Genomic DNA, 12,663 nt, shown 5'->3' on the forward strand with positions numbered 1-12,663 from the left:
GCGGAAAATCGCTGGGCAGCACGGGGCGGGACACAGTCGTCCCATGAGCAACAAGGGGCTGGAGCGGGACGGCACGATCGCGCGTGAGGGTGCGCTGGATCGCGTGCCACCGGCGTTCGCCTCTGTCGTGGACGCCGCCCGCGCCCGGATCGCAGCCGCTTTCGGTGGCGCGGACGGAAGCCGGCTGCACAGTGCGTACCTCTACGGCAGCGTCCCGCGCGGTACCGCCGACCCCGGAGTCTCCGACCTCGACCTGTTGATCGCCCTCCACGACGAACCCGACGACGCCGACCGCGCCGGCGCGAGGTCCATCGAAGCGGCGCTGGACGGAGCCTTCCCGCAGATCGACGGCGTCGGCATCCTGCTGCTCAGCGCGCGGAGCGCCCTCAGCGAACTGGAACGCCACGATCTCGGGTTCTTCGTCGCCTGCCTGTGCACTCCCCTGCTCGGTGACGACTTGGCCGGGCAGCTCCCCCGCTACCGCCCCACCTCGCTGCTCGCCCGCGAGACGAACGGCGACCTGGCCCTGCTCCTCCCCGGCTGGCGCGCCCGGGCCGCCGAGGCGGCGACGGCCGACGCCCGGCGGTCACTCGGCCGGCGAGTGGGACGCCGGCTCGTGCGCACGGGTTTCACCCTGGTCATGCCCCGCTGGGGCGGCTGGACGAGCGACCTCGACGAGTCGGCAGAGGTGTTCGGCCGCTACTACCCGGCGCGCTTCGAGCAGATGCGTCTCGCCGCAGCCGTCGGCCGCGCCCCGGCCGCGGACCCGGCGGCATTCGACCTCGACCGCGACCTGCTCATCGAGGACTTGGGTCCCTGGCTCGCAGCGGAGTACACGGCCGTGCACGGCGAGAAGGCGCCGCGCGCGTGACGCTCACCTCGGCCCAGACCGCCGCCCTGGCGCACGTCCGGAGCACGGCCCTGCGCGCCACGCGGTCGGCCGACGACGTGGGTGCGGTACGCCGGGACGCCCGGATCACCCTCAATTTCCATCCGGACCGGTTGCTGGCCGACGGCCGGACCGTCGCGGAGTGCCTGGCCGCGGACGGCCGTTACCGCAGCCAGTACGAGACGGGCCTGGCCGGCATCAGAGCGTCCTCGTCGCCGCCGACGGCTCGTACACCGTGGTGTCCCGCGGCAAGCAGGCACGCACGGGCCGGATGAAGCCGGCCGAGCTCCGCGCTCTTCGCGAGGCGCTGGCCGCGGCGGATTTCGCGAAGATCCCCCGTGTCACCCTGCGCGAGCAGCCGATACCCGACGGACTCACCACCGCGGTGGTCCACGACGGCCACGAGGCGGTGACCGACGGTTCGCGGCGGGTGCCCGCGCTGGACCGCATCATCACCGCGCTGCCCCGGCCGCTGCCGTAGCGGCCGACCCTTGCCCGCCACGGCAGGGGTCGCTTCTGGGGGCGACTCCCCTGGGGCGCACCGGAGAACGGGCAACTGCGGTCGCGGGTAGCCCGTCAGGGGCTTCCCGGCGAAAAGCCGGGGGTCCGCGGGCCCCGGCGCCGCGAAGATGGCCGGGACGATCGAAGTCCGACTGTGCGGCAACGCCGCTCCCGGAGGTTTCCGCCTTGGTTACGACCGCATCGCCGGCCCCGTACGCGCTCGCCCCCGACTGTCCCGGCGCCGTCACCGTCGACCGGCGTGAGGGAGGGCCGTACGGGGAAGTCGTGCTGCGTCGGCGGGGTGGGCACTTCGAGATCATCGCCAACGGCTGTTTCCTGATGGACACATCCGACGGCCGATCCGAGCGCCATCTGGTCGACGCCGCCCTCGCCGCCCTCCCCGCCGGCCGTCGAGCACCCGCCCTCCTCGTCGGCGGCCTCGGCGTCGGGTTCTCGCTCGCCCGCGCCGCCTCGCAGCCCCGGTGGGGGCGGATCGCGGTGGTCGAGCGGGAGCAGGCGATCATCGACTGGCACCGCGAAGGGCCGCTGGCGGCGATCTCCGGCGACGCGCTCGCCGATCCGCGATGCGAGATCATTCACACCGATCTGGTGGATTACCTGCGGGAAAACCGGATCGGAAGGCACCGCGGCGCGGTTGGTACGGACCATGGCGCGTGTACTACGTACGACGCGCTCTGCCTCGACATCGACAACGGGCCGGACTGGACCGTGACCGACGACAACCGCAATCTCTACTCCCCCCAAGGGCTCGCGGCCTGCAGGAGCCGGCTCGCACCCGGCGGAATCCTCGCCGTCTGGTCGGCGCGGCCCTCGGCGGCTTTCGAGGACGCGTTGCGGAATGCCGGATTCAACTCGGTTAAGACCGAAGAGATCCAAGTTGCCCGGGGCGTTCCCGACGTGGTTCATCTCGCGGTCGGCCCTGCGTAGCCGGGACGCTGTCCGGGCATCTACGCTGCTGCTCTATACGTGGGATCTAGCAGAGAAACTCCCAGGGGCGGGGCAATGGAGCAGACACACACCAGCCACAACGGCCTCGCGGCCACTCCGGGCGCCCAGCGCCGGGTGCTGGTCGTCGAGGACGACGCGACGATTGTCGACGCCATTGCAGCGCGACTGCGTGCCGAGGGCTTTCAGGTGCAGACAGCCGTCGACGGGCCCGCCGCGGTGGACGCCGCCGAGGCGTGGCAGCCCGATCTGATGGTGCTCGACATCATGCTGCCGGGCTTCGACGGCCTGGAGGTCTGCCGCCGGGTGCAGGCGCAGCGGCCCGTGCCGGTGCTCATGCTGACCGCGCGCGACGACGAGACCGACATGCTGGTCGGGCTCGGCGTGGGCGCCGACGACTACATGACCAAGCCGTTCTCCATGCGCGAGCTCGCCGCCCGGGTGCATGTCCTGCTGCGCCGGGTGGAGCGGGCCACGCTCGCCGCCTCGACGCCGCGCAGCGGCATCCTGCGGCTCGGCGAGCTGGAGATCGACCACGCGCAGCGCCGGGTGCGCGTACGCAATGACGACGTACACCTCACGCCCACCGAGTTCGACCTGCTGGTGTGCCTCGCGAACACACCGCGCGCGGTGCTCTCGCGCGAGCAGCTGCTCGCCGAGGTGTGGGACTGGGCGGACGCGTCGGGCACCAGGACCGTCGACAGTCACATCAAGGCGTTGCGCCGCAAGATCGGCGCCGAGCGGATCCGGACCGTGCACGGCGTGGGGTACGCGCTGGAGACCCCACCGGCATGACGCGGCAGGGCAACGGGCTGCGCCCCTTCTCGATCAAGACCAAACTCGGCGCCCTCGTTGTCGTCTCGGTCTTCATCACCACGGGGCTGATCCTGGTGGCGCTGCGCACCAAGACGGAGCTGCGCTTCATCACGGTCTTCTCGGTCATCGCGTCGATGCTGATCACTCAGTTCGTGGCCCACAACCTGACCTCGCCGCTGGGTGAGATGACGACGGTGGCCAAGGCCATCGCGCACGGCGACTACACCCGGCGGGTCAGCGGTGCGGACCGCCGGGACGAGCTGGGTGACCTCGCCGCCACGGTCAACCGCATGGCCGACGATCTGGAGGCGGTGGACCGCCACCGCAAGGAGCTGGTCGCCAACGTCTCGCACGAGCTGAGGACCCCGATCGCGGGGCTGAGAGCGGTGCTGGAGAACGTGGTGGACGGGGTGTCCGCCGCCGACCCCGAGACCATGCGTACGGCTCTGAAGCAGACGGAGCGGCTCGGCAGGCTCGTCGAGACGCTGCTGGACCTGTCCAGGCTGGACAACGGCGTCGTACCGCTGCGGGCGCACCGCTTCGAGGTGTGGCCGTACCTCTCGGGCGTGCTCAAGGAAGCGAACGTCATCGCCTCGCAGCGCGGTCTGGCGTCCGGCTCCGGCAGCCATACGCGCACCGACGTGCATCTGCACCTGGACGTGTCGCCGCCGGAGCTGACCGCGCACGCCGACATCGAGCGGCTCCACCAGGTCGTCGCCAACCTCCTCGACAACGCGGTCAAGCACAGCCCGCCGCACGGCCGCGTCACCGTGCGCGCCCGGCGCGGCCCGCAGCCGGACAGCCTGGACCTGGAGGTGCTGGACGAGGGGCCCGGCATCCCGGAGTCGGAGTGGCACCGGGTCTTCGAGCGGTTCAACCGCGGCAGCCTGCCGGCGCCGCACGGCCCCGGCAGCGACGGCGGTACGGGCCTGGGCCTCGCCATCGCCCGGTGGGCGGTGGATCTGCACGGCGGGCGGATCGGGGTGGCCGAATCCACGCGTGGTTGCCGGATTCAGGTCACCCTTCCGGGAAGCCGCCGGCCCGGCGGTTGACGTAGGGTTCGAAGCGGAAGGGCACGTTCTGCGTGTCCTCCAGTGGGGGTACGGTCCGAGGTGGCCGTAACCTCGGTCTGTCCTGCGCGGACCGCAGCGGAACCAGGTGTGTTTCCCGCCATTGTGAGCGCCGAAACCAGCGCTCCGATGTGACTTACGTGACGTAACGCCCGCCCGGCCTGCACCTCTCGGCCGGGGAGGCGTAGCCTTTATTTCCGCTGTCCATCACCTTGCGAAGCGGAAGAGGGCGGTTAACGCCGTGTCGTCTCAGTCCCCCAGTAGCTCGAGCATCTCGACCGACCAAAACGGGCAGGGCAAGAACCCTGCCGCCGCGTTCGGTCCCAATGAGTGGCTCGTCGACGAGATCTACCAGCAGTACCTCCAGGACCCGAACTCGGTCGACCGTGCCTGGTGGGACTTCTTCGCCGACTACAAGCCCGGTACCACTCCCACCGCGGAGAAGACCGCCTCGGACCCCACCGAGGCCGCCGACTCCACCGAGGCCGCCGCCGCACCCCAGACCGCACCGGCCCCTGCCGCGCCCGCCGCCCCTGCGGCGAAGCCCGCGGCGGACGAGCCGGCCACACCGGCCCCCCGGGCCGCACCGGCGCAGGCCCCGGCCGCCGCCAAGCCCGCCGCCACCGCTCCGGCCGCCGCACAGCCGGCCGGCGCGAAGGCCCAGGACCCGGCCCCGGCCAAGGCACCGGCCCCGGCCGAGTCCAAGGCGCCGGCCCCGGCCAAGGCCGACTCCAAGGCAGCGGCGCCCAAGACCGCGGCGCCGAAGGGCGAGCCCGCGAAGGAAGCCCCCGCGGGTCCCGAGTTCGTGACGCTGCGCGGCCCGTCCGCGGCCGTCGCCAAGAACATGAACGCCTCCCTGGAGCTGCCCACGGCCACGTCCGTGCGCGCCGTCCCGGTGAAGCTGCTGTTCGACAACCGCATCGTCATCAACAACCACCTCAAGCGCGCCCGCGGCGGGAAGGTCTCCTTCACGCACCTCATCGGGTTCGCGATGGTGCAGGCCCTCAAGGCCATGCCGTCGATGAACTACTCCTTCGCGGAGAAGGACGGCAAGCCGACCCTCGTCAAGCCGGCCCACGTCAACCTGGGCCTGGCCATCGACCTGGTGAAGCCCAACGGCGACCGCCAGCTGGTCGTCGCGGCCATCAAGAAGGCCGAGACGCTCAACTTCTTCGAGTTCTGGCAGGCGTACGAGGACATCGTCCGCCGCGCCCGCTCGAACAAGCTGACGATGGACGACTTCACCGGCGTCACCGCGTCGCTGACCAACCCCGGCGGCATCGGCACCGTCCACTCCGTGCCCCGCCTGATGCCCGGACAGGGCCTCATCATGGGCGTCGGCGCGATGGACTACCCGGCCGAGTTCCAGGGCACCTCGCAGGACACCCTGAACAAGCTGGGCATCTCGAAGGTCATGACCCTGACCTCGACGTACGACCACCGGGTCATCCAGGGCGCAGCCTCCGGCGAGTTCCTGCGGGTTCTCGCCAACATGCTCCTCGGCGAGAGCGGGTTCTACGACGACATCTTCGAGGCGCTGCGGATCCCGTACGAGCCGGTCCGCTGGCTCAAGGACATCGACGTCTCCCACGAGGACGACGTCACCAAGGCCGCCCGCGTCTTCGAGCTGATCCACTCCTACCGGGTCCGCGGCCACGTCATGGCCGACACCGACCCGCTGGAGTACAAGCAGCGCAAGCACCCCGACCTGGACATCAACGAGCACGGCCTCACCCTGTGGGACCTGGAGCGCGAGTTCGCGGTCGGCGGGTTCGCCGGCAAGACGATGATGAAGCTCCGCGACATCCTCGGTGTGCTGCGCGACAGTTACGTCCGTACCGTCGGCGTCGAGTTCATGCACATCCAGGACCCGAAGCAGCGCAAGTGGATCCAGGACCGCGTGGAGCGCCCGCACGCCAAGCCCGAGCGCGAGGAGCAGCTGCGCATCCTGCGGCGGCTGAACGCCGCGGAGGCGTTCGAGACGTTCCTGCAGACGAAGTACGTCGGCCAGAAGCGCTTCTCGCTGGAGGGCGGCGAGTCCGTCATCCCGCTGCTCGACGCGGTCATCGACTCGGCCGCCGAGTCGCGCCTGGACGAGGTCGTCATCGGCATGGCCCACCGCGGCCGGCTGAACGTGCTGGCGAACATCGTCGGCAAGTCGTACGCCCAGATCTTCCGGGAGTTCGAGGGCAACCTCGACCCGAAGTCGATGCACGGCTCCGGCGACGTGAAGTACCACATGGGCGCCAACGGCACCTTCACCGGTCTCGACGGCGAGCAGATCAAGGTCTCACTGGTCGCCAACCCTTCGCACCTGGAGGCGGTCGACCCGGTCCTGGAGGGTGTCGCCCGCGCCAAGCAGGACGTCATCAACAAGGGCGGCACGGACTTCACGGTCCTGCCCGTCGCCCTGCACGGCGACGCGGCCTTCGCCGGCCAGGGCGTCGTAGCCGAGACGCTCAACATGTCGCAGCTGCGCGGCTACCGCACCGGCGGCACGGTCCACATCGTCATCAACAACCAGGTCGGCTTCACCGCCGGCCCGGAGTCGTCGCGTTCCTCGATGTACGCGACCGACGTGGCCCGCATGATCGAGGCGCCGATCTTCCATGTGAACGGTGACGACCCGGAGGCCGTGGTCCGCACCGCGCGGCTCGCCTTCGAGTTCCGCCAGACGTTCAACAAGGACGTCGTCATCGACCTCATCTGCTACCGCCGCCGCGGTCACAACGAGGGCGACAACCCGCAGTTCACCAACCCGCAGATGTACACCCTGATCGACGTCAAGCGTTCGGTGCGCAAGCTCTACACCGAGTCGCTGATCGGTCGCGGCGACATCACGCTGGAAGAGGCGGAGCAGGCGCTCCAGGACTTCCAGGGCCAGCTGGAGAAGGTCTTCGCGGAGGTCCGCGAGGCCACCTCGCAGCCGACGCCGGCCCATGTCCCGGACGCCCAGGCCGAGTTCCCGGTGACCGTCACCACGGCGGTCTCCCAGGAGATCGTCAAGCGCATCGCCGAGTCCCAGGTCAACATCCCCGACACCGTGACCGTCCACCCCCGCCTGATGCCGCAGATGCAGCGCCGGGCGGCCTCGGTCGAGGACGGGTCGATCGACTGGGGCATGGGCGAGACGCTGGCCATCGGTTCACTGCTGATGGAGGGCATCCCGGTCCGGCTCTCCGGCCAGGACACCCGCCGCGGCACGTTCGGCCAGCGCCACGCGGTGCTGGTCGACCAGGAGAGCGGCGAGGACTACACCCCGCTGCTGTACCTCTCGGAGGACCAGGCCCGCTACAACGTCTACGACTCGCTGCTCTCGGAATACGCCTGCATGGGCTTCGAGTACGGCTACTCGCTGGCCCGCCCCGAGTCGCTGGTCATGTGGGAGGCCCAGTTCGGTGACTTCGTCAACGGCGCGCAGACCGTCGTCGACGAGTTCATCTCCTCGGCCGAGCAGAAGTGGGGCCAGACGTCGGGCGTCACCCTGCTGCTGCCGCACGGTTACGAGGGCCAGGGACCGGACCACTCGTCCGCCCGCCCGGAGCGCTTCCTCCAGATGTGCGCGCAGGACAACATGACGGTCGCCATGCCGACCCTGCCGTCGAACTACTTCCACCTGCTGCGCTGGCAGGTCCACAACCCGCACCACAAGCCGCTCATCATCTTCACCCCGAAGTCGATGCTGCGTCTGAAGGCGGCGGCGTCCAAGGCGGAGGAGTTCACCACCGGCGGGTTCCGCCCGGTGATCGGCGATGCGTCGGTCGACCCGGCCGCCGTCCGCAAGGTCGTGTTCTGCGCCGGAAAGGTCTACTACGACCTGGAGGCCGAGCGGACCAAGCGCGGCGACACGCAAACGGCGATCATCCGCCTGGAGCGCCTCTACCCGCTGCCGGGCAAGGAGCTCCAGGCCGAGATCGCGAAGTACCCGAACGCCGAGAAGTACCTGTGGACGCAGGAAGAGCCAGCGAACCAGGGTGCGTGGCCGTTCATCGCGCTCAACCTGATCGACCACCTCGATCTGGCGGTCGGCGCCGACGTCCCGCACGGCGAGCGGCTGCGGCGCATCTCCCGTCCGCACGGCTCATCCCCGGCGGTCGGCTCGGCCAAGCGCCACCAGGCGGAGCAGCAGCAGCTGATGAACGAGGTCTTCGAGGCCTGATCAGCGCCCCATCCCGCAGGGCCACATTCCCGCAGGGCCCGGCACCGCAGCGATGCGGTGCCGGGCCCTGCGGCGTACGTACGGAGAGTCAGCCCAGGTAGGCCTCGAAGTCCCAGTACGGGCGGTTGCGCTGGCGCGCGGACAGGGGGTGCGGGTGCTGGGCTCCGAAGATGCGGGTCAGGGTGAGCAGGGCGTCCGACTCCACCTTGTCGGCCTCCTCGTGTTCCCGCAGGCCCCGCAGATCGGCGGCGAGCGCGACCTCGCCGGTCGTCACACCGCCCTGCCACGTGATGCCGACTGCGCGCTCTCCCCTCCACACGGCTGCCTCCCCCCTTCCCACGACGTGTGCGCAGGTCAGCACCCATCCGGGGGCGATGAAGAAGCGATCACCTTGCCGGACTGGGCCGACAGCTCGATGCCGAAGGTCACCACCACCTCGGCCGGCGCCGGTGGTCGCAACCCCGGCGCGCAGGGACGCACCACGCCCCGTACAACATCGGTCAGTCCACCCGCCATCGACACGACGCGGTCACCGATTCCGGTGTCCCGGAAACCGCGGCCCCGGTCGAGCTCCTCCACCTCACTGGCCCTGGCCCAGACGACGGTCACGTCGTCGAACCGCACCTGTGCGATCTCATTGGCCACAGCGTCCCGCGCTCCCCCACGCGATGATGATGAAGGCTAACGGCCTGGTGCACGGTACGAGCGCGAGGTACTCGGGGAACATCGGTGCGCGATCCGCGCCTATCCTGGCTGGGAACCAACGTCGGCCCACGGTCGGCCCGTCCCACGGAGCGACACCTTGTATTTCACCGATCGCGGCATCGAGGAGCTGGAGAAGCGGCGGGGCGAGGAGGAGGTCACCTTCGAGTGGCTCGCCGAGCAGCTGCGTATCTTCGTCGACCTCAACCCGGACTTCGAGGTCCCGGTCGAGCGCCTCGCGACGTGGCTGGCCCGGCTGGACGACGACGACGAGGACGCCGTCGACGACCACGCGTAGGTACGACGAGCGGCGCGCCCCGCGCGGGTACGACGGGCGGCGCCCTTTTCAGCCACCCCGTCAGGCGTGCCCCGCCCGCACCCGGTCGTACGCGAGCCCCAGCGCACCCTGCGCCATCAGCACCCCGCCCGCGAACGCCCAGCCTCCGTTACGCCGCCGCAGGCCCCACGCGGCGAGCGGCACCCCGGCCGCCAGCTGGGCGGCGAACAGCAGGCGCGCCCTCGGCCCGCGCACCCAGGGGCCGATGGGGCTGCCCTCCACCACGTCGAGTTCGGCGCGGACCGCGTCCCGCCAGCCCGACCACTCGACGGTCTCCGTGCCGGTACGAACCCGGGCCGCCTCGCGCAGCCGGTCGGCCGGCTCGCCCGGGGTCAGGCCCGCGGGCAGCGTGAGGCCGCTGCCGGACAGGACGGCGACCAGACCGAGCAGCCGGGCACGGGCATCCGCGTCGGCGTCCGGACGGGTGAGCGCCGCCAGCGACTCCATTTCGAGCACGGGGTCGAGGCCCAGGCGGAGCGCGAACGTACGCATCGCCTCGTCCTCGCCGAGCGGGGTGCCGTCCGCCAGCCATTCGTAGCCGACCTGGCGGCGGAAGCCGGACGCCAGCGTGAAGCCGGCCCGGTCGGCGTCCCACCACAGGGCGAGAACCGGCCAGGTCACGCCGACGGTCAGCGCGGTGGCCCAGCCGGCCAGGACACGGTCGACCGGTTCGCCGCCGTGCAGCCACGGTTTACCTTCGGGTACAAGCACGCTCCAGCGCCCCGGTGAGTCACCACGACCGCCGTCGGCCGGGGTCAGCAGGAGCCGTTCGCGCAGCAGATGGGCCGCAGGCCGCACCGCCTCGGGATCGGCCCCGCACAGCAGCAGCGCCCCGACGGGACCGGAACCGGAACCAGAGCCGGGTATGGATGTCGCGTTCATGCCTTCACGCTAGGACATTTCGTCCCACTTCGATCGATGAGCGGGTGGGCTTGACTTCATCACTCCGCGATATATCGTGAATAGGAACGGACGCGATATGTTGCGTTCAGTGAAGCCCAACGGGACCGGCAGAACAGGCCGGACGGGGAGACGGGGAGGACAGCATGACCGAATGGTCCGTGACTGAGCCGCAGAAGCTCAGCTTCGAGGAGCCGGTGACGGCGCTCAACGTGCGCATCGTCGGCGGGACAGTCAACGTGGTCGGCGCCGACGAGGGCCCTGCCCGGCTCGAAGTGACAGGGATCGAGGGCCCCCCGCTGACCGTGACCCAGCAGGACGGCACCCTCACCGTCACATACGACGACCTGGACTGGCGGGGCTTCCTCAAGTGGCTCGCCCCCAACGGCCGCGCCCGCAGCGCCGTCGTCTCCCTGACGGTCCCCGCCGACGCGTCCGTCAAGGTCGGGGTGGTCGGCGCGGGCGCCTTCGTCTCCGGAATCCGGGGGCGTACGGACGTGCGCGGCGTGGACGGCGACACCACGCTCGTCGGCCTGTCAGGCGCCGTCCGCGCCGAGACGGTCACCGGCAACCTGGAGGCGCAGGCCGTCACCGGCGACCTCCGCTTCCACACCGTCTCCGGCGACCTGACGGTCATCGAGGGGGCGGGGTCCGCGGTGAAGGCCGACTCGGTGACCGGAGACATGGTCATCGACCTGGACCGTGCCGGGGAGCCCACCGACATCACCCTGAATTCGGTCTCGGGCGCGGTCGCGATCCGGCTGCCGCACCCGGCCGATGCCCAGGTGGAGGCGAACACGGCGAGCGGCTCGGTCTCCAACGCTTTCGACGACCTTCGCGTCAGCGGCCAGTGGGGCGCCAAGAAGATCACCGGCACGCTCGGCGCCGGCCGCGGCCGGCTTCGTGCGACGACCGTGTCCGGCTCGGTCGCGCTCCTCCGCCGCCCACTGGCCGAGGACGCCACACCCGCCGACACCACACCCGGCGACGGCGCCGCCCCGGCCGACAAGAAGGTGCTCTGACATGCCTCCCGTCTTCGCCCATGGCCGTCTGCGCCTGTACCTGCTCAAGCTGCTCGACGAGGCACCGCGCCACGGTTACGAAGTGATCCGGCTCCTGGAGGAACGTTTCCAGGGCCTGTACGCCCCCTCCGCCGGCACCGTCTACCCGCGCCTCGCCAAGCTGGAGGCCGAGGGCCTGGTCACGCACGCAACCGAGGGCGGCCGCAAGGTCTACTCGATCACCGACGCCGGCCGGGCGGAACTCGCGGGCCGCGGCGGCGAGCTGGCGGACCTGGAGCTGGAGATCCGCGAGTCGGTCTCCGAACTGGCCGCCGAGATACGCGACGACGTACGGGGCGCGGCGGGCCGACTGCGGCGCGAGATGCGGTCGCAGGCGGAAGCGGCGAGCGAGCCGCGGCAGCAGGCGCGGGCCGCGCAGTCCGCGGGCGGCGGTGCCTGGGACACCGGCGCGTTCGGCGACAGCGAGACGTGGCGCACGGCCAAGGAGGAGCTGCGCAAGGCGAAGCTGGAGTGGAAGGAGCAGGCCCGCCGCGCGAAGGACGAGAGCCGCCGCGCCCGCGAGGACGCCGACCAGGCCCGCCGCCAGGCTCAGGAGGCCAAGGAGGCCCAGGAGAACGCGCGCGAGCAGATGCAGCGGGTCGCGCAGCGGATGCAGGAGCAGGTCCAGACCCACTTCGCGCGGGGCGACTGGCCCAAGGGGGTGCGGGAGGGGCTTGCGGAGATCACGAAGGAGTTCGGCTTCTTCGGCCGCGCGCAGCCGCCCCAGGAGAAGCCCGAGGTCAAGGTGGAGCGCACGGACACGCCTACAGAGCCCCAGTGGGCACAGGAACCCACGTCGGGCAACCCGGCCCGCGACCTGGACCGCCTGCTTGACCGCTTCCGCGACGACATCCGCGACGCGGCGCGCGACCGGGGCGTAACGGAGGCCCAACTCCACGAAACCCGCCGCCACCTTTCCAGGACAGCAACCCATATCGCAACAATCCTCCGCCCCCCAAGCCCGTAACCGACCCGGGGGAGCCAAGCGCCAGCCCCCGGGACTGGCGCTGCGCCGCTGGCGCATCTCAAGCCCGTCCGGCCCCGTGCTTCTTGTGGACGGCCTGCCGGCTCACACCCAGCTCGGCCGCGATCTCCTGCCACGACCAGCCCTTGGCGCGAGCACTCCTCACTTGCACCGCTTCGAGCTGCTCCAGCAGCTGTCGCAGCGCGGCGACAGCGCACAGCCCGACCCTGGGGTCGTGATCACCCGCGCGCTCGGCGAGATCCGTTGCATCGGTCATGTCTGTCAACCTACGTTGACA

Annotated in this window: 14 protein-coding genes; 10 read left to right on the forward strand and 4 right to left on the reverse strand. The window is 70.8% G+C overall.

Annotated elements, in window-relative coordinates; translation table 11 throughout:
* Positions 1-43: 43 nt before the first annotated feature.
* The 7 genes from ACU6WZ_RS07620 to ACU6WZ_RS07650 all read left to right on the forward strand — a co-directional run bounded on the left by ACU6WZ_RS07620 (position 44) and on the right by ACU6WZ_RS07650 (position 8,401).
* Complete coding sequence (locus tag ACU6WZ_RS07620; protein WP_447032358.1) at positions 44-871, forward strand: nucleotidyltransferase domain-containing protein; 828 nt, start codon at positions 44-46, stop codon at positions 869-871.
* On the forward strand, positions 868-1,164 hold the full coding sequence (locus ACU6WZ_RS07625; RefSeq protein ID WP_447032359.1) for a DUF3626 domain-containing protein: 297 nt from the start codon (positions 868-870) through the stop codon (positions 1,162-1,164). Before ACU6WZ_RS07620 ends, ACU6WZ_RS07625 begins: the two co-directional genes overlap by 4 nt.
* A complete protein-coding gene (locus ACU6WZ_RS07630) occupies positions 1,161-1,370 on the forward strand; it encodes a hypothetical protein (RefSeq protein ID WP_447032360.1) in 210 nt (69 codons plus the stop codon). Before ACU6WZ_RS07625 ends, ACU6WZ_RS07630 begins: the two co-directional genes overlap by 4 nt.
* Before the next feature lie 206 nt (positions 1,371-1,576).
* Positions 1,577-2,338, forward strand: a complete 762-nt coding sequence (locus tag ACU6WZ_RS07635; RefSeq protein WP_447032361.1) for a spermidine synthase family protein — start codon at positions 1,577-1,579, stop codon at positions 2,336-2,338.
* 75 nt (positions 2,339-2,413) lie between these two features.
* Positions 2,414-3,151, forward strand: a complete 738-nt coding sequence (locus ACU6WZ_RS07640; protein ID WP_447032362.1) for a response regulator transcription factor — start codon at positions 2,414-2,416, stop codon at positions 3,149-3,151.
* Positions 3,148-4,224 carry a HAMP domain-containing sensor histidine kinase gene (locus ACU6WZ_RS07645; RefSeq protein ID WP_447032363.1) on the forward strand — a complete coding sequence of 359 codons (1,077 nt, stop codon included), beginning with the start codon at positions 3,148-3,150 and terminating at the stop codon, positions 4,222-4,224. The genes ACU6WZ_RS07640 and ACU6WZ_RS07645 overlap by 4 nt, the downstream gene beginning before the upstream one ends.
* Positions 4,225-4,483: 259 nt before the next feature.
* On the forward strand, positions 4,484-8,401 hold the full coding sequence (locus tag ACU6WZ_RS07650; RefSeq protein ID WP_447032364.1) for a multifunctional oxoglutarate decarboxylase/oxoglutarate dehydrogenase thiamine pyrophosphate-binding subunit/dihydrolipoyllysine-residue succinyltransferase subunit: 3,918 nt from the start codon (positions 4,484-4,486) through the stop codon (positions 8,399-8,401).
* A gap of 88 nt (positions 8,402-8,489) precedes the next feature.
* Here ACU6WZ_RS07650 and ACU6WZ_RS07655 read toward each other — a convergent pair whose 3' ends face one another.
* Positions 8,490-8,720 carry a hypothetical protein gene (locus ACU6WZ_RS07655; RefSeq protein WP_447032365.1) on the reverse strand — a complete coding sequence of 77 codons (231 nt, stop codon included), beginning with the start codon at positions 8,718-8,720 and terminating at the stop codon, positions 8,490-8,492.
* A 35-nt stretch (positions 8,721-8,755) separates the two neighbouring features.
* The gene (locus ACU6WZ_RS07660) at positions 8,756-9,046 is read right to left on the reverse strand and encodes a CU044_2847 family protein (protein WP_447032366.1); all 291 of its coding nucleotides are present in this window, start codon (positions 9,044-9,046) and stop codon (positions 8,756-8,758) included.
* A gap of 157 nt (positions 9,047-9,203) precedes the next feature.
* Here ACU6WZ_RS07660 and ACU6WZ_RS07665 point away from each other — a divergent pair, with 157 nt between their 5' ends.
* Entirely contained in the window at positions 9,204-9,401 is a 198-nt protein-coding gene (locus ACU6WZ_RS07665) for a DUF6104 family protein (RefSeq protein WP_447032367.1), read from the forward strand.
* Positions 9,402-9,461: 60 nt separating this feature from the next.
* Here the strand turns inward: ACU6WZ_RS07665 and ACU6WZ_RS07670 are convergent, their stop codons facing one another.
* A complete protein-coding gene (locus ACU6WZ_RS07670; RefSeq protein ID WP_447032368.1) occupies positions 9,462-10,322 on the reverse strand; it encodes a hypothetical protein in 861 nt (286 codons plus the stop codon).
* A 164-nt stretch (positions 10,323-10,486) separates the two neighbouring features.
* Here ACU6WZ_RS07670 and ACU6WZ_RS07675 point away from each other — a divergent pair, with 164 nt between their 5' ends.
* Both ACU6WZ_RS07675 and ACU6WZ_RS07680 read left to right on the forward strand, forming a co-directional pair.
* Positions 10,487-11,362, forward strand: a complete 876-nt coding sequence (locus ACU6WZ_RS07675; RefSeq protein WP_447032369.1) for a DUF4097 family beta strand repeat-containing protein — start codon at positions 10,487-10,489, stop codon at positions 11,360-11,362.
* A 1-nt stretch (position 11,363) separates the two neighbouring features.
* On the forward strand, positions 11,364-12,368 hold the full coding sequence (locus tag ACU6WZ_RS07680; RefSeq protein WP_447032370.1) for a PadR family transcriptional regulator: 1,005 nt from the start codon (positions 11,364-11,366) through the stop codon (positions 12,366-12,368).
* 58 nt (positions 12,369-12,426) lie between these two features.
* Here the strand turns inward: ACU6WZ_RS07680 and ACU6WZ_RS07685 are convergent, their stop codons facing one another.
* On the reverse strand, positions 12,427-12,642 hold the full coding sequence (locus ACU6WZ_RS07685; protein ID WP_447032371.1) for a helix-turn-helix domain-containing protein: 216 nt from the start codon (positions 12,640-12,642) through the stop codon (positions 12,427-12,429).
* Between the last annotated feature and the right edge of the window lie 21 nt (positions 12,643-12,663).

This window comes from Streptomyces hypolithicus, from assembly GCF_052934925.1.